We start from the raw sequence: 22,240 nt of genomic DNA on the forward strand, positions 1-22,240 counted from the left end.
TTCCTCCGGGTCGGATTTCCACCTTCCCGGAGAAGGTCCGGACACAGAGTTGTTCCGGGTTCCTCGTTCAGGCGGAGCCGTAAACGTACTGGACGGCCGCGCCCGGAAGCAAATCGGCTCCGGCGCGGCCGTCCATACGGCTGATGCGGCGTCAGACCTCTACGACCACAGGGAGGATCATCGGGCGCCGACGGTAGGTGTCGGACACCCACTTGCCCAGCGTCCGGCGGACCAACTGCTGCAGCTGGTGCGGTTCGGCGACGCCGTCCTGGGCCGCCTTGCCGAACGCTTCCTCGATCTTCGGCAGGACCGCGCCGAATGCGGCGTCCTCGATGCCGGAACCGCGGGCATTGATATTCGGGCCGCCCACGATCTTGCCGGTGGTGCTGTCCACCACCACGAAGACCGAGACGATGCCCTCGTCGCCGAGGATCCGGCGGTCCTTGAGCGAGGCCTCGGTGACATCGCCGACCGAGAGCCCGTCGACGTAGACGTAGCCCGCCTGCACCTTGCCGACGATCTTGGCGATGCCGTCGACCAGGTCGACCACGACACCGTCCTCGGCGATGACCACCCGGTCCTTCGGGACACCGGTCAGAGCGCCGAGCTCGGCGTTGGCCCGCAGGTGGCGCCACTCGCCGTGCACCGGCATGAGGTTGCGCGGCTTGCAGATGTTGTAGAAGTACAGCAGCTCGCCCGCGGAGGCGTGCCCGGAGACATGGACCTTGGCGTTGCCCTTGTGGACGACGTTCGCGCCCCAGCGGGACAGGCCGTTGATCACGCGGTAGACCGCGTTCTCATTGCCCGGGATGAGCGACGACGCCAGGATCACCGTGTCGCCCTGGACGATGCGGATCTGGTGGTCGCGGTTGGCCATCCGGGACAGCGCGGCCATCGGCTCGCCCTGAGAGCCCGTGCAGACCAGCACGACCTCCTCCTCCGGGAGGTCGTCGAGCGCCTTCACGTCGACGACCAGGCCCGCCGGAACGCGCAGGTAGCCCAGGTCACGGGCGATGCCCATGTTGCGGACCATCGAGCGTCCGACGAAGGCGACCCGCCGGCCGTACTCGTGGGCCGCGTCCAGGATCTGCTGGATGCGGTGCACATGGCTGGCGAAGCTGGCCACGATGATGCGGCGCTGAGCGCTGCCGAAGACGGTGCGCAGCACATTCGAGATGTCGCGCTCGGGCGGTACGAAGCCCGGGACCTCGGCGTTCGTCGAGTCGCTCAGCAGCAGGTCGATGCCCTCCTCACCGAGCCTCGCGAACGCGGGGAGGTCGGTGAGCCGGCCGTCGAGCGGCAGCTGGTCCATCTTGAAGTCGCCGGTGTGGACCACCATGCCCGCAGGGGTGCGGATGGCCACGGCCAGGGCGTCCGGGATGGAGTGGTTGACCGAGACGAACTCGCAGTCGAAGGGTCCGACGCGCTCGCGGTGTCCCTCCTTGACCTCGAGGGTGTACGGCCGGATCCGGTGCTCCTGGAGCTTGGCCTCGATCAGCGCGAGGGTCAGCTTGGAGCCGATCAGCGGGATGTCCGGCTTCTCGCGGAGCAGGAAGGGGACGCCGCCGATGTGGTCCTCGTGCCCATGGGTGAGCACGATGCCGTCGATGTCGTCGAGACGGTCCCGCAGGGTGGTGAAATCCGGCAGGATCAGGTCGACTCCGGGCTGCTCCTCCTCGGGGAAGAGCACTCCGCAGTCGACGATCAGCAGGCGGCCGTCGTACTCGAAGACGGTCATGTTGCGGCCGATCTCGCCGAGGCCGCCGAGCGGCGTGACGCGCAGGCCGCCCCGGGGAAGCTTCGGCGGAGCGCCCAGTTCGGGGTGCGGATGACTCAAAAGACTCTCCTCACCACACGCGCCACCTGCCCCGTGGGGGCACGTGGCGCGCGTGACAATCGTGCACTTGCAGTTGTGTCCGTATGTGGTTGTGCCGGTATGCAGTTGTGACGTCTGTGTCTAGAGCTGTACCCCACCCGCGGCCAGATCGCGCTTGAGCTGCTCGGTCTCCTCGGGAGAGAGCTCCACGAGGGGCAGCCGCAGCGGTCCGCCGGGCAGGCCCTGGAGGGCGAGGGCGGCCTTGGTCGTGATCACGCCCTGGGTACGGAACATGCCGGTGAAGACCGGCAGGAGCTTCTGGTGGATCTCGGTCGCCTTGGCGACGTCACCGTTGAGGTGGGCGTCCAGCAGGGCGCGCAGCTCGGGCGTGACGACATGGCCCACGACGGACACGAAGCCGACGGCGCCGACGGAGAGCAGCGGGAGGTTCAGCATGTCGTCGCCGGAGTACCAGGCGAGGCCGCTGCGGGCGAGGGCCCAGCTGGCCCGCCCGAGGTCGCCCTTGGCGTCCTTGTTGGCGACGATCCGCGGATGGTCGGCGAGCCGGACGATCGTCTCCGTGTTGATCGGGACGCCGCTGCGGCCGGGGATGTCGTAGAGCATGACCGGCAGGTCGGTGGCGTCCGCGATGGCACTGAAGTGCCGGTAGAGGCCCTCCTGCGGCGGCTTGCTGTAGTACGGCGTCACCGCGAGCAGGCCGTGGGCTCCCGCCTTCTCGGCGGAGCGGGCCAGCTCGACGCTGTGCCGGGTGTCGTTGGTGCCGGCTCCGGCCACGACGTGGGCGCGGTCTCCGACGGCCTCCACCACGGCCCGTACCAGCTGGGCTTTCTCCGCGTCGCTGGTGGTCGGGGACTCGCCGGTGGTGCCGTTGACGATGATGCCGTCGTTGCCGGCGTCCACCAGATGGGCGGCGAGCCGCTGCGCGCCGTCGATGTCGAGTTCGCCGTCGTCTGAGAACGGCGTGACCATGGCGGTCAGGACCCGCCCGAACGGGGTCTGCGGTGTGGAGGTCGGAGCCATGGGTCCCACGCTACTCGTAGCTCCCCGTCGTGTGCTCCCTCGGGGCACCCGTGATGCGGATCCCGGCACTGCCTGCTCGGGGGTTCAAGCAGTGCCGGGTCCGTTTGTTCAGCCTAGATGAACTTCACGAAACGTCGCAATACGGACACTTCTCGCGGTTGGCCGGGCCGCGCCCGCCCTACGGCGCGATCCGGCCGTTGGCGTTGAAGGCCGCGTGGGTGAGCGGCATCAGCCGGGCCCAGTGGGCCTCCATCCGCTCGCCCACCATCTCGATCTCCCGCTGCGGGAAGGAGGGGACCTTCGCCTGCTCGTGCTGGGTGCGCAGGCCGAGGAAGTGCATCAGCGAGCGGGCGTTGCAGGTGGCGTACATCGACGAGAAAAGACCGACCGGCAGGACCGAACGGGCCACCTCGCGGGCGACCCCGGCGGCCAGCATCTCCTGGTACGCCTCGTAGGCCCGGAGGTAGGTGTCCTCCATGACGCGGCCGGTCAGCTCGTGCTGCTCCGGGGTGCCCGTGACGAACTCGTACTTCCCCGGACGCCCCTGCTGCACCAGCTTGCGGTCCTCGCCCGGCACGTAGAAGACCGGCTGCAGCTCCCGGTAGCGGCCGGACTCCTCGTTGTACGACCAGCCGACCCGGTGCCGCATGAACTCGCGGAAGACCAGGATCGGGGCGCTGATGAAGAAGGTCATCGAGTTGTGCTCGAACGGGCTGCCGTGCCGGTCGCGCATCAGGTAGTTGATCAGGCCCTTGGAGCGCTCCGGGTCCTTCGACAGCTCGTCGAGGGACTGTTCCCCGGCTGTCGAGACCCGGGCTGCCCACAGCACGTCGGAGTCCGCGGCGCTGTGCTTGACCAGCTCGACGGTCACGTCGCTGCGGAAACTGGGCTTGGCGCTCTCGGCGGGGGTGTCGCTCACCGACGGGGGTCCTTCCGGTTGTGCATTCGCGGTGCATCGCTGCTGGGGCGGCGCCCAGCTTACGGCCCGGCACCGACACCGCCGGGCGGCGGACCGCCGGACGGCTGCGGGCCCGTGCCGGTGCCCGGAGGAGCGGTTGATGTTTTTCACAGAACCTGTCGGAAAAGCGGCACCAAGTAAGGGGTTCGTACGTCTGAACCAGTGAGACCGGTCCCACCGAGATGTTCCGAGGAGAGCTCTTCATGTTCCGCCGGCGAGAGCCTGTGCCATTCGCCTTCATCGCCGAGGCAGACCGCTTCCGCAGCAACGTAGAACCGCCCCCGCGTCAGTCCGCGAGCCGCACCGAGATCGCCGGGAGGTCCCTCGTCGGGCTGACGGTGGTCGCCGGACTCGTGGGCGCGCTGCTGTTCGGCGTGCCCGCGCTGGGCAACGGCGCCTCCACCACCAGCAAGGCCTCCCAGTCCGAGAGCGCCCAGAACCCTTGAGCCGGACGCGACCCGGGGTGGTCGCGTTCCGGCCGCATCGCTAATGTCACCGGGCACAGCCTTCGAGCGTGCGTATGAACTGAGGAATCGCCGTGCCCCTGACCTTTCTGACCGCCGACCGTGCTCTCGACGAGGTCGACGACGAGGTCATGCTGCCGTACGGCGACCCGGACCGCTGGCGCCGTCCGTACCGCCCCGGCCCCTGGCGGGTCGGGGCAGCGGCGCTCGCGCTGCTGCTCGCCTCGTATCTGCTGCTCGCCACCGTGATCGTCGCTTTCGCCGGTGCGCCGGCGGGCGCGGCCGCCTGCGCGAGCGGTGCGGCCGCGGTGATCGCGGCGGCGCTGCGGCTGCTGCGGACGGGCGTCTGGGTGAGTCCCCAGGGGCTGCGGCGGGTGGGCTTCTGGACCACCACGACGCTGCGGTGGTCCGCGATCTCCGCCGTGCGGACCGTGCAGCAGCCGGTGAACTGGCTGGGCCTGCCCCGGACCGTTCAGGGGCAGGCGCTGCTGGCGGTGCGGACGGCGGGTGAGCCGCTGCCTCCGCTGCTGACCGACCACAGCGCCGACTTCCTGGGCCGCGCCGACGCCTTCGACACCGCGGCCGAGGCCGTGGAGGGCTGGGCGACCGACCACCGGCAGTGACCCGCGGGGGCACGCCACACCGCAAGCGACGGTGATCGACCGGGGCGGGAGCGGCCCTCCGGCGTGCGGAGGGCCACCTGCCTCATGTGCTGCGGATCAGGCGCGTACGGGCTTGTGGTCGTGCAGGGCGATCGCCCGCTGCATCGCCTTCCGGGCCCGCGGAGTGTCCCGGGCGTCGTGGTAGGCGACCGCCAGCCGGAACCAGACCCGCCAGTCCTCGGGAGTCTCCTCGGCCTCGGCCCGCCGCCGGGTGAACACCGCGTCCGCGGAGTCCCGGTCGATCCGGCCGCTCGGCGTCCGTACGAGCTCGTCGACGGGCAGCCCGCCCTCGGCCTCCAGCTCGGCGGCGAGCCGGTCCGCGCTGCGGGCGAAGCGCGTCGTCTGCCACAGGAACCAGAGGCCGATCAGCGGCAGCACCAGCACGGAGATCCCGAAGGCGACCGTCAGCGCGGTGCCCTGCTCGATGAGCAGCACCCCGCGGTGGCCGGCCAGGACGAAGTACACGACGAGGACGGCCGCCGTCAGGAAGTACGTGATCTTGGCGCGCACGGGTTCAGTCCAGGTCCAGGAAGTGCTCCAGGCCGAACGTCAGCCCGGGGGTGGAGACCACGCGGCGCACGCCGAGCAGGATGCCCGGCATGAAGCAGCTGTGGTGCAGCGAGTCGTGCCGCAGGGTGAGGGTCTCGCCGGTGTCGCCGAGGAGGACCTCCTGGTGGGCGAGGAGGCCGCGGAGCCGTACGGCGTGCACCGGCACCCCGTCCACGTCCGCGCCGCGGGCGCCCTCCAGTGCGGTGACCGTGGCGTCGGGCTGCGGTGCGCAGCCCGCCTCCCGCCGGGCCTCGGCGATCAGCTGGGCGGTCCGGGTCGCGGTGCCGGAGGGGGCGTCCGCCTTGTTGGGGTGGTGGAGCTCGACGACCTCGACGGACTCGAAGAAGCGCGCCGCCTGCCGGGCGAAGCGCATGGTGAGCACCGCGCCGATGGAGAAGTTCGGCGCGATGAGCACACCGGTCTCCGGGGAGGCGTCGAGCGAGGCGCGGAGCTGGGCGAGCCGCTCGTCGGTCCAGCCGGTCGTGCCGACGACCCCGTGGATGCCGTGACGCACACAGAAGTCGAGGTTGCCCATCACCGAGCCGGGGTCGGTGAGCTCGACGGCGACCTGGGCGCCTGCCTCGACCAGCGTCTCCAGCTTGTCGCCCCGGCCGAGCGCGGCCACCAGCTCCATGTCCTCGGCCGCTTCCACGGCCCGCACGGCCTCGGAGCCGATGCGCCCCTTGGCGCCGATGACCGCCACGCGGAGCTTGCTGCTCATGGTGGGTCTCCCTCACTTCCTGTGGTGCTGCTCGACAACCGGCCCGGACCCTCCGACGCGGTGGTCAGGCCACCGCGTCGTGCAGACGCGCCGCCTGCTTGTCCTTCAACGGGCCGATGACGGACAGCGAGGGCCGCTGTCCCAGTACATCGCGGGCCACCGACCGCACGTCGTCCGGGGTGACGGCGGCGATCCGCCGGAGCATCTCGTCGACCGACATCTGTTCACCCCAGCACAGCTCGCTCTTGCCGATGCGGTTCATCAGCGCGCCGGTGTCCTCCAGTCCGAGCACCGTGGAGCCGGAGAGCTGGCCGACGGCCCGCCGCAGCTCGTCGTCGCTGAGACCGTGCTGCGCGACCTGGTCCAGCTCGTCGCGGCAGATCTTGAGAACGTCGTCGACCTGGCTGGGACGGCAGCCGGCGTAGACGCCGAAGAGGCCGCAGTCGGCGAAGCCCGAGGTGTAGGAGTACACGGAGTAGGCCAGCCCGCGCTTCTCCCGGATCTCCTGGAACAGCCGGGAGCTCATGCCGCCGCCGAGCGCCGTGTTGAGCACGCCGAGCGCCCAGCGCCGGTCGTCGGTGCGGGCGATGCCGGGCATGCCCAGGACGATGTGCGCCTGCTCGGTCTTCCGGCCGATCGTCTCGACCCGTCCGGCCGCGCGGATCCGCCGCTCGCCGCTGCGGGGCGGGGCGGGGACGGCGTCCGGGTCACCCAGGGCGCCGGCCCGTTCGAAGGCGGTGCGCACCTGACGGACGACCGTGGCGTGGTCCACGTTGCCGGCCGCGGCGACGATCAGATGGGTGGGGTCGTAGTGCTTCTTGAAGAAGCGGGCGATCCGGTCGCGGTCGAGGCCGTTCACCGTGTCGACGGTGCCGAGGACCGGGCGGCCGAGCGGGGTGTCGCCGAACATGGTGTGCGCGAACAGGTCGTGCACCACGTCGCCCGGGTCGTCCTCGGTCATCGCGATCTCCTCGAGGATGACGCCGCGCTCGGCGTCCACGTCCTCGGCCTCGATCAGCGAACCGGTGAGCATGTCGCACACCACGTCGATGGCGAGCGGCAGGTCGGTGTCGAGCACCCGCGCGTAGTAGCAGGTGTACTCCTTCGCCGTGAAGGCGTTCATCTCGCCGCCGACCGCGTCGATCGCGGCGGAGATGTCGAGGGCGCTGCGCTTGGCGGTGCCCTTGAAGAGCAGGTGCTCCAGGTAGTGGGTGGCGCCGCCCAGCGACGGGGACTCGTCGCGCGAGCCCACGTGCGCCCAGATGCCGAAGGTGGCGGAGCGCACCGACGGCAGGGTCTCGGTGACGACGCGGAGGCCGCCGGGGAGGGTGGTCCGGCGCACCGTGCCGATGCCGTTCTCGCCCTTGAGGAGCGTTTGGGTACGGGCGACGGCCCGCCCCTCCGAAGAGGTGCGGGCCGTCATCCCTTGCGTACGCGACGTCACTTGGCGGCGTCGTCCTTCGACTCGGCCTCAGCGTTGTCGCCGTCCTCACCCTCGATGACCGGGTGCAGCGACAGCTTGCCGCGCTGGTCGATCTCGGCGATCTCCACCTGGACCTTGGAGCCCACCGCGAGCACGTCCTCGACGTTCTCCACGCGCTTGCCACCGGCGAGCTTGCGGATCTGCGAGATGTGCAGCAGGCCGTCCTTGCCGGGCATCAGCGAGACGAAGGCACCGAAGGTGGTGGTCTTCACGACCGTGCCCAGGTAGCGCTCGCCGACCTCGGGCATCGTCGGGTTGGCGATGCCGTTGATGGTCGTGCGGGCGGCCTCGGCGGCCGGGCCGTCGGCGGCACCGATGTAGATGGTGCCGTCGTCCTCGATGGTGATGTCGGCGCCGGTGTCCTCCTGGATCTGGTTGATCATCTTGCCCTTGGGGCCGATGACCTCACCGATCTTGTCCACCGGGATCTTGATGGTGATGATCCGCGGGGCGTTCGGGGACATCTCGTCCGGAACGTCGATGGCCTCGTTCATCACGTCGAGGATGTGCAGCCGGGCGTCGCGGGCCTGCTTGAGGGCCGCGGCCAGCACGGACGCCGGAATGCCGTCCAGCTTGGTGTCCAGCTGCAGCGCGGTGACGAACTGCTTGGTGCCGGCGACCTTGAAGTCCATGTCGCCGAACGCGTCCTCGGCGCCGAGGATGTCGGTCAGCGCGACGTAGTGCGTCTCGCCGTCGATCTCCTGGGAGATCAGGCCCATGGCGATACCGGCGACGGCGGCCTTCAGCGGCACACCGGCGTTCAGCAGCGACATGGTGGAGGCGCAGACCGAGCCCATGGAGGTCGAGCCGTTGGAGCCGAGCGCCTCGGAGACCTGGCGGATGGCGTACGGGAACTCCTCGCGCGTCGGCAGCACGGGCAGGATCGCCCGCTCGGCCAGCGCGCCGTGGCCGATCTCGCGGCGCTTCGGCGAACCGACGCGGCCGGTCTCACCGACGGAGTACGGCGGGAAGTTGTAGTTGTGCATGTAGCGGCGGCGCGTCTCCGGGGAGAGCGTGTCCAGCTGCTGCTCCATGCGGAGCATGTTCAGCGTGGTGACACCCAGGATCTGGGTCTCGCCGCGCTCGAACAGCGCCGAGCCGTGCACCCGCGGGATCGCCTCGACCTCGGCGGCCAGGGTGCGGATGTCGGTGACGCCGCGGCCGTCGATGCGGACCTTGTCCTTGATGACGCGCTCGCGGACCAGCTTCTTGGTCAGCGCGCGGTAGGCACCCGAGATCTCCTTCTCGCGGCCTTCGAACTGCGGCAGCAGCTTGTCGACGGCGATGGCCTTGACCCGGTCGAGCTCGGCCTCGCGGGCCTGCTTGCCGGCGATGGTCAGCGCCTGCGCGAGCTCGTCGCGGACGGCCTGGTCGAGCGCCTGGAGGACGTCGTCCTCGTAGTCCAGGAAGATCGGGAACTCGGCGGTCGGCTTGGCGGCCTTGGCGGCGAGGTCGGCCTGGGCGCGGCACAGCACCTTGATGAAGGGCTTGGCGGCCTCCAGACCGGCGGCGACGACCTCTTCGGTCGGCGCCTCGGCGCCGCCCTCGACGAGCTTGATCGTCTTGGTCGTGGCCTCGGCCTCGACCATCATGATCGCGACATCGCCGTCCTCGAGGGTGCGGCCGGCGACCACCATGTCGAAGACGGCGTCCTCGAGCTCGGTGTGCGTCGGGAACGCCACCCACTGGCCGCGGATCAGTGCGACGCGGACGCCGCCGATCGGGCCGGAGAAGGGCAGGCCGGCCAGCTGCGTGGAAGCGGAGGCGGCGTTGATCGCGACCACGTCGTACAGGTGCTCGGGGTTGAGCGCCATGATCGTGGCGACGACCTGGATCTCGTTGCGCAGGCCCTTCTTGAAGGACGGGCGCAGCGGGCGGTCGATCAGGCGGCAGGTGAGGACGGCGTCCTCGGAGGGCCGGCCCTCACGGCGGAAGAAGGAACCGGGGATGCGCCCGGCGGCGTACATCCGCTCCTCGACGTCCACCGTCAGGGGGAAGAAGTCGAGCTGGTCCTTGGGGTTCTTGGAAGCGGAGGTGGCCGACAGCACCATGGTGTCGTCGTCCAGGTAGGCCACGGCGGAACCGGCGGCCTGACGGGCCAGGCGGCCCGTCTCGAAACGGATGGTGCGGGTACCGAAGGAACCGTTGTCGATGACGGCCTCGGTGTAGTGGGTCTCGTTCTCCACCAGGAAAATCTCCTCGTCTGCGTCCCTCGCCCGTCCGGCGGGGACGGTAGCGGCGGAGCGCCTGGGACCGCTCACTCCGGTCGGCCGGGCCGGTCTTCGATCGAAGCCTCCGGAATTGCATGTTCCGGCGGCCACTACCGAGGACCGGCGCCTGCGGCGTCGAGCTGCGGCGGGAAGGCGCTCCCCCTCATGAATGCACTGTGCTGTTCTGTATTGCGTTGTGCGACCAGACTACAAAGCTTCGGCCGTCGTCACGACGGCTGGAAGCGCTGTTGCGTCCGGTTCGTGATGCCGTGCGGTCGCGCATGCGCCCGCATACGGCGAAGGGAGCGGCCCCCTGACCCGGGAACCGCCCCCTTCACGGCGTCTTACTTGGCGCCCGCAGCACCGCGGCGGATGCCGAGGCGCTCGACCAGCGCACGGAAGCGCGTGATGTCCTTCTTCGCCAGGTACTGCAGCAGGCGGCGACGCTGGCCGACCAGCAGCAGCAGACCACGGCGGGAGTGGTGGTCGTGCTTGTGGGTCTTGAGGTGCTCGGTCAGGTCCGTGATGCGGCGGGAGAGCATCGCGACCTGGACCTCGGGGGAGCCGGTGTCACCCTCCTTGGTGGCGAACTCGGCCATGATCTGCTTCTTCGTAGCGGCGTCGAGCGACACGCGGTACTCCTCTTGGTTCGTTTCGGCCGCCGAGTGCCCCTGGTCTGTCGCACAGGGGAGCTTCCGTGACTCGGGAGGCGGGGTCCGCTGGGCGCTGCCTCCAGATGATCCGGGGGCGCGTACACAAACGGCCGTCACCCACAGTACCAGTCCGCCGATGATGCTCGGCGCCCGGGCGGCGGGGGCGGCTCCGGGGCCGGGCCGGAGGAGCCGGGGGCGGTGTGCCGGGGCTGTGACGTCTGTACGGGGTGCCGGTGCTGCTGCGGGCGGGAGGACAGTGTCCTGTCGGAGGGGTCCGGGGGCAACGGTGTCCTGTCGGAGGGTTCCGGGGGCGGGGGTGCCGACGCTCTCGTGGGTGAAGGGCGGGTTCTCGGCGACTGCGGGTCCCGGGGCAGGAAGATCCACTCGTCCTGGTCACGTGGCTCCCGGGCGCCGGCTTGACGGCTCGGGGTCCGGCAGTGGTCCGGCCCTCCCCGACACGACCGCCGCCCCGCCGGCGTGATGCGGCGGGGCGGCGGGGGTGGGAGCGGGCTGCGCTCGGGGAGCCGGGGGCAGTCCGGGGCCGGGCGCGGGCCCGGGCGTTCCGGTCGAGTGAGCCTTCCGGAGCGGCCCGGGCCCGGCGCGAGTGGCCGGTGGGGCGGCTACTTCCCGAAGGCGAGGATCAGCTTCTCCCCGCCCTCGGTGTCGTTCACCCGGTCGGAGGCGATGTAGAACCGGCCTCCCTCGTAGCGCTTGATGGAGCTGAAGAAGCTCCGCTCGGCGCCGGCGGTCGCCTGCGGGGTGCGGAACAGGCTCTTCTGCTTGCCCCCTCCGGCGGGGATGGTCAGCAGCTCACCGGGGGTGTCGAAACCCGGCTCCCGGTAGGCGACGAGGTTCTTGCCCTGCATCGCCAGCGGCGCCATCGTGCGCTCCTCGCCCGCGGGCGAGGTCCACTTGCGCTTGCCGGAGTCGAGGTCGAAGGCGTGGATCTCGTTGGTGCGGCCGATGGTGTCCCCGCCGCTGCGCTTCGCCTCGGTCGGGAGGTAGAGCGTGTCGGCGTCCGCGACGACACCCTGGCAGCTGCCGAGGTCCTTGGCGATGATGCTCATGCCGCAGCTCGGCGTGTAGGTGTCCTTGCCGAGGTCGATCTGCGAGCGCACGTCGCCGCCCTCGACCGCCCAGATGCCCCCGGACTTGCGGTCCTCGTCGATGAGGGACACGACCGCGGGGTCCGTCGAGTAGATCTTGTTGACCTGCATCTCGTTCTTGGTCTTCATGGTCCAGCGGACCTTGCCGGTGGAGGTGTCCAGCTTCTCCAGCACCGCGTGGTCCTGGCACATCGTCGCCCGCAGCATCGCCTTGCCGCCGGCGTATCCGTCGACCGTGCAGCCCAGCTTCTTCTTCGGGGTCGGGACGGGCTCACCGTTGCCGACCTTGAACATGCCCGAGCCGCCGAACCAGGTCACGCCGACGGCCTCGCCGCTGAGCGCCATCGTGGTCCCGATGAACCCCTCGGCGAAACCGCCCGACTTGGGCAGCGGCTTGTCCCAGACCTTCTTGCCCTTCCGGGTGTCGATCATGGCGAAGTGGCTGCACTCGTCCTTCTTGTCACCCTCGTACGCCACCACGATCTTCCCGTCGTCGGTGGCGTGCCGCGGGGCGGCGCAGACGTTCTTGTCGAGCGGGACGCTCCAGCGCTCCTTGCCGTCCTCGACTCCGTAGGCGGTCACCTTCTTGAGGGCGGGCTTCACCGCGAGTGAGCCGGTGATCCAGAAGCCCGGCACGTCGACACCGCGCTTGGAGGTCTCGGGGGTCGGCTCCTGCCACTTCAGCTTCGCCTCGCCCTTGCCGCCTCCGGCGCCGGTGAGGCCGTCGCCGCCGGGGCGGTCGCCGACGTCCTCGCCGCTGTCGTCCCCGCTGTCGCCGGTGCCGGATCCCTGGCCCGAGGAGCCCTTCGCGGCAGGCTTCTCGTCGTCACCGCCGGCCAGCAGCGCTATGCCGCCGCCGAGGGCGAGCAGCACGGCCACGACGACGCCGATGACGAGGGCGGTGCGCTGCTTGCCGGGTCCGCCCGGCGCGCTGCCCATGGGGGCGCCGAACGGCTGCCCCGGCGGCGGGTACTGACCGGGGGGCGGGTACTGGCCCGGGGGGTACTGGCCGGGCGGCGGGTAGGCCGCGGGCGGGTGCTGGCCGTACGCCGGCGGGGCGTAGTGCTGTTGCTGCGCGTACGGGTTGGGCGGCGCGGCCTGGCCGGGCTGTGCTCCCGGTGCGGGCGGGCCGGCCGGCGCCGCACCGCCCCAGGCGGGCGGCTGCGACGGAGGCTGGGCCGGGGGCACGGGCGGGGCCGCCGGCATCTGCGGCGGCTGAGCGGGCGGTTGCGGTGCCTGCGCCGGCGGCTGCTGGGACGGCGCGGGCGGCTGCGGCTGCTGCTGTTCGCCCTGCGCGGGCGTTTGCGGTGCCTGCGCGGGCTGCGCGGTGGGCGGCTGCGGCGGCGTCTGCTCGGGCGGCGCGGTGGGCGACGGCGGCTGCTCGGGCGGCGGGCCGAAACCGGGCTGCTGGGGAGCGCCGGAGCCGTCCTGAGCCGACGGGCCGGACGGTTCCGGAGGAGGGGGCGGCTGCGACATGGGCGCATACCTCTTCACGCGGGTCCGGCGCCCGGCCGGCCTCCCCCGCAATTCCGGTGATGTATTACCGGAATGGAGCGAACCGGGCGCGAATCCCGCACGTCAATGTCCATCAAGCGGGGCCTCTTTGTACCACGCGGGCCCGGCCGGTCCGCGTGGTACCCCGGCCCGGATTGTGCCGGGCCGGGGTACCACGCAATGCCTACTCGTAGGCGTGAATGAAGATCTTTTCGCTCCCCGTCAACGACTCGGTGACGATGAAGAACTGACCCCGGTCCAGGTACAACTCGTTGGGTGTGCCGATGCCGTACGCGTCCCGCTCGTCCTCGCTCTCGCTGTCGGGGTGCTGCTGGTAGAGCGACTTCTTTCCGGAGGCGAGGTTGAAACGGACCAGTTTTCCGCCCGATTCACCGGTCGGTGTGCTGTAGGCGATGACGTTGTCCCCGTCGATTCCCACCGGAAGGGCCGTCCGCTTCGCGCCGGCGTCCTTGGACCACTTCACGCGCCCGTTGTCCAGCCGGAACGCGACGAGCTTGTTGTACTCCCAATCGGAGTCCTCGGAGGCCATGTCCTCGGTGGGCAGATAGAGGGTGTCGTCGGCGACCACCGCCGCATCGCAGCCGACCATGTCGCACCAGGGCTCGTACGCCAATTCCAGCCGCCCCTCCTTGTCCCGCACGCCCTTCTTGGCGATGGAGATCCGGGACCGGCGGTCGCCCTTTCCGTCGAGGGTGATGAATTGGTCGACCTGGAATGCGTCGCGCTCGGCCAGTCCGATCACGACGGGCGAGGTGGACACGAAGGACGCCACCCGCTGCCCCTTCGGCACCGGCCACGTCCACTTCGCGCTGCCGTCCCGGGGGTCGATCTCCTGCACCTCGCGCGCGAGCGTCTGCTTGCCGCGCACCTTGTAGGTGGTGGAGAGGAGACGGTCGCCGCCCACGACGCTGCCCTGGTACCAGCCGTCGCGGACGGGAACACTCCAGTCCTTGCCGCCGTCGGAGAGCCGCCGGCGCTCGATGCTGCGCTCCCCCGCGATGATCAGAGCGTCGCCCGACCGGGCGCTGGAGACGTACTGAACGGCCTTGCCGTCCTCGTACTCGGCGGCGAGCGGTGTGGTCCACAGGCGCCGGTGGTCGGCGAGATCGATCAGTGTGAGCTGGTTGCACACCCCCTTGGCCTTGAAGGTCAGGGCGAGTGTCCCGCCGGTGGGCGGGGTCCGGTCGCCGCAGATGTCGCCCGGCAGGGACACAGTCCACAGGACGTCACCGCTCCTGCGGTCGTAGGCCTTGACGTTCTTGATCTCCTGCTTGATCACTGCCCGGTCGGTGAACCAGGTGCCCCGGGCGTCCGAGGCCACATAGTCGACGATCTTGCCCTTGGGGGCGGGGGCCTTCCAGTCGATGCTGCTGTGCAGCTTGTGCGGGTGCTCCGGCCTCGGCTGCGGCTTCGCCCGGTGGCTGCCGCCGCTGTCCCCGCCGAGGTAGAGCCAGACTCCTCCGCCGACGCCGGCGAGCGCGACGACGATGCCGACGACCAGGGCTATGAGGCCCCGTCTCGCCCGGCGTCCGGGCGAGACGGGCGGCGGTGACTGCGGGGCTTGCGGTGGGAAGCCGGGGGGCGGCGGGAGCTGTCCGCCGTGCTGCGGGGCCTGCTGGGCATAGGGGTTGGGTCCGGTCCAGCCCTGCTGCGAGGGCGGGTTGTACGGTCCGTGGGAGGGCTGCGACATGAGCTCTTTCTCGTCGGTGAACCAGGGGCTCGTCGGTGAACCAGGGGCTCGTCGGTCGTGAACTGCGGGCTCTTCGGTCGTGAACCGGGAGCTCGTCGGTGATGAACTACAGGTGGGAGGCCGGCCGGTCAGCGGCCGGGCCGCGTCAACGGAATGCGGCGATCAGCGGCTTGGGCGACTCGCCCTCCTCGCGCGAATAGATCTCCTCGGCGGCGAGGAAGAACATGCCCCGGTGCAGGAGCGGGACGGTGTCCTGCTCGATGGCCGACTCGCGTTCGCTGGACCAGTCGGGGTGACGTTCGTAGACGGAGCGCTTTCCTGTTTCCGCGTCGTAGCGCAACAGCACACCGCCCTTCTCCTCGGTGGGCGGCTCATAGGCGATCAGATCCCCGTCGAGGGCCGCGAAGGGTTCGAGTTCCCGCTTGTTGTCCGGTTCCAGCAGCCGCTTCGATTTGCCCGTGCCGAGGTCGTAGGCCACGACCTCGTTCATGAGGGTCGCGCCGTCGCCGTAGGAATCGTGCGTGGGGCCGGAGAGATACACCGTGTCGTCGGTGACGACGATGTCGGCACAGCGCGGGGAGTCGTTGGCGCACAGATACTGACCCTTCTCACCCACCGAGATCTTCGTCGGTTTCCGGTTTCCGGGGCGCAGCCGCAGGATGTATTCGACCGATTCCGCCTGCTGCGACTGGAGAGCGATCACGGGCGGGGAGGTCGACAGGATATTCGTGACATCCAGGTTGTCCGGAACATCCCAGACGTTCTTCCGACGGGCCGTCTCCGGGTCCAGTGCCCACACCTGCCGGCCGCCGGCCTCGCCGCACGAGGCGACGACGAGCAGCGTTTTCCCGGATTCCGCGCCGGCGGCGGCGGACAGGGAGCAATCCCCGAGATAGCCGCGGTCCCGGTAGACCTTCTTCTTGTTGTCGATCCGGTAGGCGGCCGATCCGCTGCCCGACGCCAGGACGACGAGCTTCTCGCTGAGCGCGAGCTCGCCCTCGCTGAAGTTCTCCGGGTCGGTGGGGTCGTGCAGTTCGTCCGTCCAGAGCTCGCGCTTCTTCTCCAGGTCGATGACGGTGAGCTTGCGGCAGCCCTCACCGTGCTGGACCGCGGCCCGGCCGGCGACCGCCTCGGTGGAGGTCGCGCAGACCACACCGTCCAGCGGCACCGTCCACGCCCGGTCGCCCGACGCGAGGTCGTAGGCGACGACCTTGTTCGGCAGGGCCTTCGCCACGTACCGGTCGGTGAACCAGGTGCCGGACGTCGGCTGCACACCGTCCTCGAGCGTCGGTACCGGTTCGTCCCAGGCGATCTTGGAGGCGGTCCGGTGCCTGGGGAGCGGCGCACCCTCCGGCCGGTCCTCGCCTCCGGCCAGCAGCAGCCAGCCGGCTGTGCCGAGGCCCGCGACGAGGGCCAGGGCGAGGGTGATGATCAGTGCCGTGCGGCGGGCGCCGGCGCCCCCGCGGCGGGGCGGTCCACCGCCGTCGCCGGGCAGTCCGGGCCCGTCGGCCGGAGGGCCGAACGCCGGGGGCGGCGGGCCGAATCCCGGTGCCTCCGAGGGCGGTCGAGGGGGGCGGAGACCGGTGTCCCAGATCTGCGGCGGGCGCTGATCCGGGCTCGGTCCGTAGGAGGGCGGCTGGGACACGAGAACGTTGTGCCTTTCACTGGGGCCGCCGCCGGAGGCGGCGGACGGGCCGGACGTCAACGGTTCGGGTGGGGGGGCGTCAGTTGACGGGACGGTGCGAGGGGCGACGGGCGCGCGGGGGCGGGCGCCGGCGCATGAGGGGCGGCTGCGGCTGCGGCTGCGGCTGCGGCTGCGGCTGCGGCTGCGGCTGCGGCTGCGGCTGCGGCTGCGGGAACGTTCCGGCCGGTGTGCGGACACGGTGTACGGAAGTCGGGGCTCGCGCGGATCCGGCGTCGGCCGCGCTCCCGGGACGAGGCACCGTCAGCGGTGGAACTCCGCCCGTGACGGTGGGGTGCGGAACGGATCCCGGCCGTCGCGGGTGCTCCCTCGCGACGGCGCTCGGGCATGCGCACGCGCCGCACGCATGCTGCCGTGATGCCATACGCCCCGTTACCCCCGTCGCCCGACCGCACGACGAGGACTGCCCCCGGCCGTGGGTGTCGGACCGTCTCCCTACTACCGGTAGAAACAAGACGCGTTACAGGGGGATCGGGTTCCCTCTGCGCCACGGATGCCACGGCGGAACGCGGAGGGGGACGAACGAGAGGGGCGGCGGGACCTCGGCCGCGTACTGCCGGGCGACGGTGGGGAACGAACGGGAGGCGGACGGGGGGGACGGTGAGCGGACGGGCTTGCGCGGACGGGATGCGCGCGACGCAGCGAGGCTCTGCCGGGACTGCGACGAGACGTGAACGAGGCTTCGACCACGGGGGCAGACCGGTCGTATACCGAGGCAGTCGGACGTGGCACGGCCCCACGACCAGCGGCGCCCCGCGGACATGAAGGGATTCGTCCATGCGAGTTGCTGCTCCGTCCCGGCACACCGGCCCTTCGGCGCACGACGTGACGTACGGGACAGCGCCCCGCGGTGGACGGCCCTGCCCGATCGGCGCTCGTGGTGATTAGGCTTGGGTCCGGGCGCGGTGACAGAACCTCACGACAGGGCAGCCGCGTCCCAACGGGGGAAAGGTCAAGCGGCCGGACAGTTCGATACGGCCGCCCCCCTGCCGCGTTCCAGGGAACAGGCGAACAGGGTTGAAAGACCACACCAGGAGGCATTGTGAGCAGCGATCGGGACGAGATCCGCGCGGGCGGAGGGACCCCCGGCGAGGATCGGTCCGACGCGGAGCCCGAGAACACGGGCGAGTTCACCATCGACTACACGCCGCCTGCCTGGTACACGCAGAACTCCTCGTCGGGGAGCGGTGCGAGTCGGGCAGAAACGGAATCCGGGGAGGACGACGGCGGGCAGTCCGCCGGCACCGGAGCCTCCGCTTCCACTCTCGCCGCCCCGTCGTCGAGCGACCCGGCAGCGATTCCCGGAATACCGGCGAGCAGCGGCTTCCGGACCACGTGGACGCCGCCGACTCCGCCCGCTGCGCAGACGCCCGGCACACCGCCGGCACAGACTCCGCCGGCTGTGCAGACCCCGCCTGCCGACGCGGCACCACCCGCGCCACGGGACGCGCAGACGCCGCCCCCGCCTGCCCCGCAGTTCCCCGCTCCGCAGTTCCCGGTCCCGAACTTCCCTGCTCCGCGCTCCGAAGCGGCTCCCGTCACGGAGCAGCCCGCCACGCCGCAGTCCGGCGGCGAGGCGTCCGCGGGCGCCGGGGCAGCGACGGGTGCGAGTGCCGAGGCCGGCGCCGTGCCGCCTCCGGTGCTGCCCTCCTTCGCCGCTCCTGCTTCCGGGGCCGAGGACGCCGATCGGGGCGGCGACCGTGACGAGAACCCGGCCGAGGACCGTGCGGCGCGCGGCGGCCAGGACGAAGGCGCCTCCTCGGCGGAGGACCGCGGTGAGGGCTCCGATGTGTCGGTGCCCTCGGCCGTGTCGCCGCTGTCCGAGCCGGAAGCGGAATCCGTGGGAACGGCGGCCCCGGAGGAGTCCGCGGCGCTGCTCGCGAAGCGGGGTGACGACGCGGAGCCGGCTGCCGGGACCGCTGCCGCCGATGCGGCTCCTTCCGACGCTTCCGATTCCGGGGCTCCCGACGGCTTCGACGACGCCGAGAGCGCGGACGACTCCGGGGACGACACCGCCGGCGGTCCGGCGGAGGGTGGCTCCCGCCCCGATGGCACGGAGAGCACGGACGGGTCGGACGGGTCGGACGGGTCGGACGGCGATGTTCCGCCGGCCCTCACCGTGCCGCGCGCCGCCCCGGAGGAGACGGACGAGGAGACGGACGCGGACTCCGCCGCCGAACCGGTCGGCGAGGAGCAGCTCTCCGACGCCCTCGGCACGTCCGACGATGCCGACACCACGGCAGGGGACGACAGTGCTGCCGACGGCGGTGCCGCCAGTGATGGTGACGCCGCCGGTGACGGTGACGCCTCCGGTTCCGGCGACGCGGCCTCGGACGGGACGGCTTCGGACGCCCCGGCCTCGGACCGCGCGGCCTTCGACGACGGTGACCTGCAGAGCGGGTCCACGATGCGCATCTCGGCCGCCGCACTCCGTCGCCACGCCGAAGAGGTCGAAGCCCAGAAGGCGAAGGCACAGCAGGAGGACGCGGGCTCCCGTCCCGCGGAGCCCACCGACGCCCCTCCGGCCTGGACGCCGCCCCCCGTCCCCGAGAAGCCGACGGCGTGGACGCCGCCGCCCGTGCCCGAGCAGGCGACGCGCTGGACGCCGCCGCCGGTGCCCGAGCAGTCCACCCCGTGGACCCCGCCGCCGGTCCCGGAGAAGTCCACGCCACCGCAGCCTCCGGCGCCCGAGCAGTCTCCCGCGCCGACGGCGTGGACTCCGCCGCCGGTGCCGCAGGACCAACTGCCGCCGCTGCCGCCGTCCTTCCGGCCCGCCGCCGAGGACGACAAGCCGTCGGCCCCGCCTGTCGCTCCCACCCCCGCCGTGCCCAGCGACGAGAAGCCGCCGGTGCCCTCGGTGCCGCCCGCTCCCGGCCCGGCGAACGGGACGGACGCGGGCGACGCCGCCGCGAACTCCGCCGCGCCCGCGCCCGAGACGAGCGGTGGCCCGGCGACCGGTCCTCAGGCCGCCGGTCCCCAGGCGGCCGGCCCTCAGGGCGCCGGTCCGCAGGGTGCCGGTCCGCAGGCCGGTGGTTCTCCGGCAGGCGGCGCCGGTTACGGCTATCCGCAGCCGGGCCCGGCGTGGACGCCTCCCGGCAGCGGTCCGGGAGCCGGCCAGGGCGCAGGTCCCGCCGGTGCGGTGCCCCATCAGGGTGGCTACGGCTACCCCCGCCCCGGGGACCCGGCCGTGCCGCCCCAGGCGCCCGCTCCGGGGCCCGACGCTCCCGGCCCGGCCGCCGACGGCCCTGCCCCCCAGGGTCCGGCGGTGGGCGGCCCGGTTCCGCACGCCCCGATGACCGACGGCCCGGCCGGGACCGTGCCGCCCGTCGGCGCCGGCCCGGTGGGAGCCCCGGCGCCCCACGTGCCCGAGCAGCGCACCGAGCCGCCGCAGCCGTACCCGTCGCCGCAGCCCGGACAGCAGCCCCAGCCGGGGCAGGGCCCGCAGGCCGGGCAGCCCCAGCCGGGACAGCCGCTGCCGGGACAGCCGCTGCCGCCCGTCGTCCCCGGGCCCGTGGCCCCTGGCCCGGTCGCCCCCGGTCCGCAGGCCGAAGGGCCCGGCGAGGCGGGTCCGGCCGTGCCGCCGGCAGCCGCGCCGCAGCAGCCCGCGCCGTCGTTCCCGCAGTCCGGTTACGGATACCCCCAGGCCGCCGGCCAGGGTGCGCCCGTGCCCCCGCCGAACGCCGAGGGCGCACCGCAGCCGTACCCGGCACACGGCGAGCAGGCGTCCCAGCAGCCGTACCCGGGGCAGGGCGGGCAGCCTCCGCACGAGCCCCAGGCCGCGCCCGCCGACCCCCGGACCGGCGCGTGGCCCAGCCCGGATCAGAGCTCCGGCCAGGGCGCGCCGCTCGGCTACACCGCCGCGGTGGAACTGTCCTCGGACCGGCTGCTGCGCAACACCAAGCAGAAGCCCAAGAGCAAGAACACCGGCCCCTCGTCCCGGTTCAAGATCGGCGGCAAGGCGGCCGAGGCCGAGCGTCAGCGCAAGCTGGAGCTGATCCGGACGCCGGTGCTCTCCTGCTACCGGATCGCGGTGATCAGCCTCAAGGGCGGCGTCGGCAAGACGACGACCACCACCGCGCTGGGCGCCACGCTGGCGACGGAGCGTCAGGACAAGATCCTGGCCATCGACGCCAACCCGGACGCCGGCACGCTCGGCCGCCGGGTGCGCCGTGAGACGGGCGCGACCATCCGCGACCTGGTGCAGGCGATCCCGTACCTGAACAGCTACATGGACATCCGCCGGTTCACCTCGCAGGCGCCCTCCGGTCTGGAGATCATCGCCAACGACGTGGACCCCGCGGTCTCCACGACGTTCAACGACGAGGACTACCGCCGCGCGATCGACGTGCTCGGCAAGCAGTACCCGATCATCCTCACCGACTCGGGCACCGGCCTGCTCTACAGCGCGATGCGCGGAGTGCTCGATCTCGCCGACCAGTTGATCATCATCTCGACGCCGTCCGTGGACGGTGCGAGCAGTGCGAGCACCACGCTGGACTGGCTCTCGGCGCACGGCTACGCCGACCTGGTGCAGCGCAGCCTCACCGTCATCTCCGGGGTGCGCGAGACCGGAAAGATGATCAAGGTCGACGACATCGTGTCGCACTTCCGGACGCGCTGCCGCGGGGTGATCGTGGTGCCGTTCGACGAGCATCTGTCGGCGGGTGCGGAGGTCGACCTCGACATGATGCGGCCGAAGACCCGTGAGGCGTACTTCAACCTGTCCGCGATGGTCGCCGAGGACTTCATCCGCGCCCAGCAGCAGCAGGGGCTGTGGACCGCGGACGGCAACCCGCCGCCGCACCTGGCCCCGCCGATGCCGAACCAGCAGTACGCGCCCCCGCAGCAGGGTCACCCGCAGCAGGGCGGGCCGGGGTACGCGCCGCCGGCCCAGCCGGGATATCCGCAGCCTCCGCAGGCGGCCCAGCCTCCGCAGGGCCGGCCGTATCCCTACGGGCAGCAGCCCGCACAGCCCGCGGTCGACCCGCAGACGGGGCACCCGCTGCCCGCGGAGCCGGCAAGCCCGCAAGGCCCGCAGCAGCCGCCGGCGCAGCAGGCCGGGTGGCCCGGCCAGCCGTACCCGGGCGGGCCGGTTCAGGCGGCACAGCCCGGCGCTCCGGACCGGCCGGGCCACCCGACACCGCCGCAGCAGCCCTTCCCCGGCCAGGTGCCGCAACCCGGTCAGGTTCAGCAGCCCGGTCAGGTGCCGCCACCCGGTCAGCCGGGGCAGCCGGGGTGGCCCATGCCCCCGGGGCAGCCCGGCGCCGCGGCGCCCGGGCAGCCCGCGCCGGGCCAGGCGCCTCCCGGGTGGCCGCAGCAGCCCCAGCCGGGACAGCCCGGACAGCCGCCGCAGCCGGATTCCGGGTACGGCTTCCCCCCGCCGGGACGGCCCCCGCAGCCCGGTTCCGGATACGGCTTCCCCCCGCCGGCCGCACCGCAGCAGCCCGGCGGGCAGGGCTACCCGGCGCCGGGCGGACAGCCGCCCGCGCAGCCGGGACAGCCGCCGCAGCCCGAACAGCCGGCTCCGGAAGGCCCGCAGCCTCCGCAGCCCGGCACCGGATACGGCTTCCCGCCGCCGGCTCCGCCCCAGCAGCAGTAGGAGCGGTGGCGCCGCCCCTGCGGGACGTGGGGCGGCGCCGGATGACACGAACGGGGAGGGCCCGAGCGGAT

The 22,240-nt window shown here is 72.0% G+C and carries 14 protein-coding genes and 1 pseudogene; 4 read left to right on the top strand and 11 right to left on the bottom strand.

Annotation, left to right across the window (positions count from 1 at the left end; translation table 11 throughout):
• Positions 1 to 151: 151 nt before the first annotated feature.
• The 3 genes from AC3EQ1_RS29790 to thyX form a co-directional block, all read right to left on the bottom strand.
• Positions 152 to 1,837, bottom strand: a complete 1,686-nt coding sequence (locus AC3EQ1_RS29790) for a ribonuclease J (RefSeq protein WP_432097427.1) — start codon at positions 1,835 to 1,837, stop codon at positions 152 to 154.
• A 120-nt stretch (positions 1,838 to 1,957) separates the two neighbouring features.
• Positions 1,958 to 2,857: a 4-hydroxy-tetrahydrodipicolinate synthase gene (dapA, locus tag AC3EQ1_RS29795; RefSeq protein ID WP_432097428.1), complete on the bottom strand. Its 900-nt coding sequence runs from the start codon at positions 2,855 to 2,857 to the stop codon at positions 1,958 to 1,960.
• A gap of 178 nt (positions 2,858 to 3,035) precedes the next feature.
• Positions 3,036 to 3,776: an FAD-dependent thymidylate synthase gene (thyX, locus tag AC3EQ1_RS29800; protein WP_432097429.1), complete on the bottom strand. Its 741-nt coding sequence runs from the start codon at positions 3,774 to 3,776 to the stop codon at positions 3,036 to 3,038.
• A gap of 242 nt (positions 3,777 to 4,018) precedes the next feature.
• On the opposite strand from thyX, the gene AC3EQ1_RS29805 reads away from it, so the two are divergent.
• Positions 4,019 to 4,261 (top strand): hypothetical protein, encoded by a 243-nt coding sequence (locus AC3EQ1_RS29805; protein ID WP_432097430.1) that lies wholly within the window; start codon positions 4,019 to 4,021, stop codon positions 4,259 to 4,261.
• 92 nt (positions 4,262 to 4,353) lie between these two features.
• Complete coding sequence (locus tag AC3EQ1_RS29810) at positions 4,354 to 4,902, top strand: hypothetical protein (RefSeq protein WP_432097431.1); 549 nt, start codon at positions 4,354 to 4,356, stop codon at positions 4,900 to 4,902.
• A gap of 96 nt (positions 4,903 to 4,998) precedes the next feature.
• On the opposite strand, the gene AC3EQ1_RS29815 is transcribed toward AC3EQ1_RS29810, so the two are convergent.
• The 8 genes from AC3EQ1_RS29815 to AC3EQ1_RS29850 all read right to left on the bottom strand — a co-directional run bounded on the left by AC3EQ1_RS29815 (position 4,999) and on the right by AC3EQ1_RS29850 (position 16,513).
• Entirely contained in the window at positions 4,999 to 5,451 is a 453-nt protein-coding gene (locus AC3EQ1_RS29815) for a tetratricopeptide repeat protein (RefSeq protein WP_432097432.1), read from the bottom strand.
• 4 nt (positions 5,452 to 5,455) lie between these two features.
• Positions 5,456 to 6,211 (bottom strand): 4-hydroxy-tetrahydrodipicolinate reductase, encoded by a 756-nt coding sequence (dapB, locus tag AC3EQ1_RS29820; protein ID WP_432097433.1) that lies wholly within the window; start codon positions 6,209 to 6,211, stop codon positions 5,456 to 5,458.
• Positions 6,212 to 6,275: 64 nt separating this feature from the next.
• The gene (locus AC3EQ1_RS29825; RefSeq protein ID WP_432097434.1) at positions 6,276 to 7,655 is read right to left on the bottom strand and encodes a M16 family metallopeptidase; all 1,380 of its coding nucleotides are present in this window, start codon (positions 7,653 to 7,655) and stop codon (positions 6,276 to 6,278) included.
• Positions 7,652 to 9,880, bottom strand: a complete 2,229-nt coding sequence (locus AC3EQ1_RS29830) for a polyribonucleotide nucleotidyltransferase (RefSeq protein WP_432097435.1) — start codon at positions 9,878 to 9,880, stop codon at positions 7,652 to 7,654. Before AC3EQ1_RS29830 ends, AC3EQ1_RS29825 begins: the two co-directional genes overlap by 4 nt.
• 368 nt (positions 9,881 to 10,248) lie before the next feature.
• On the bottom strand, positions 10,249 to 10,536 hold the full coding sequence (gene rpsO / locus AC3EQ1_RS29835; protein ID WP_351515211.1) for a 30S ribosomal protein S15: 288 nt from the start codon (positions 10,534 to 10,536) through the stop codon (positions 10,249 to 10,251).
• A 641-nt stretch (positions 10,537 to 11,177) separates the two neighbouring features.
• Positions 11,178 to 13,139, bottom strand: coding sequence for an outer membrane protein assembly factor BamB family protein (locus tag AC3EQ1_RS29840; RefSeq protein ID WP_432097436.1), 1,962 nt, complete (start codon positions 13,137 to 13,139; stop codon positions 11,178 to 11,180).
• 202 nt (positions 13,140 to 13,341) lie between these two features.
• Positions 13,342 to 14,868, bottom strand: a complete 1,527-nt coding sequence (locus AC3EQ1_RS29845; RefSeq protein ID WP_432097437.1) for an outer membrane protein assembly factor BamB family protein — start codon at positions 14,866 to 14,868, stop codon at positions 13,342 to 13,344.
• A 145-nt stretch (positions 14,869 to 15,013) separates the two neighbouring features.
• Entirely contained in the window at positions 15,014 to 16,513 is a 1,500-nt protein-coding gene (locus AC3EQ1_RS29850; RefSeq protein WP_432097438.1) for an outer membrane protein assembly factor BamB family protein, read from the bottom strand.
• A 1,099-nt stretch (positions 16,514 to 17,612) separates the two neighbouring features.
• Between AC3EQ1_RS29850 and AC3EQ1_RS29855 the strand changes: the two are divergent.
• Positions 17,613 to 17,735, top strand: a pseudogene (locus AC3EQ1_RS29855) (SCO5717 family growth-regulating ATPase); the annotation flags it as partial.
• Positions 17,736 to 17,972: 237 nt separating this feature from the next.
• Positions 17,973 to 22,169 (top strand): MinD/ParA family ATP-binding protein, encoded by a 4,197-nt coding sequence (locus AC3EQ1_RS29860; RefSeq protein ID WP_432097439.1) that lies wholly within the window; start codon positions 17,973 to 17,975, stop codon positions 22,167 to 22,169.
• Positions 22,170 to 22,240: the final 71 nt, after the last annotated feature.

Source organism: Streptomyces sp. bgisy100 (genome assembly GCF_057709105.1).

Coding starts and splice junctions, on each gene's coding strand:
- dapA (WP_432097428.1), bottom strand. CDS start 2,857: ATGGCTCCGACCTCCACACCGCAGACCCCGTTCGGGCGGGTCCTGACC.
- AC3EQ1_RS29805 (WP_432097430.1), top strand. CDS start 4,019: ATGTTCCGCCGGCGAGAGCCTGTGCCATTCGCCTTCATCGCCGAGGCA.
- dapB (WP_432097433.1), bottom strand. CDS start 6,211: ATGAGCAGCAAGCTCCGCGTGGCGGTCATCGGCGCCAAGGGGCGCATC.
- AC3EQ1_RS29840 (WP_432097436.1), bottom strand. CDS start 13,139: ATGTCGCAGCCGCCCCCTCCTCCGGAACCGTCCGGCCCGTCGGCTCAG.
- AC3EQ1_RS29845 (WP_432097437.1), bottom strand. CDS start 14,868: ATGTCGCAGCCCTCCCACGGACCGTACAACCCGCCCTCGCAGCAGGGC.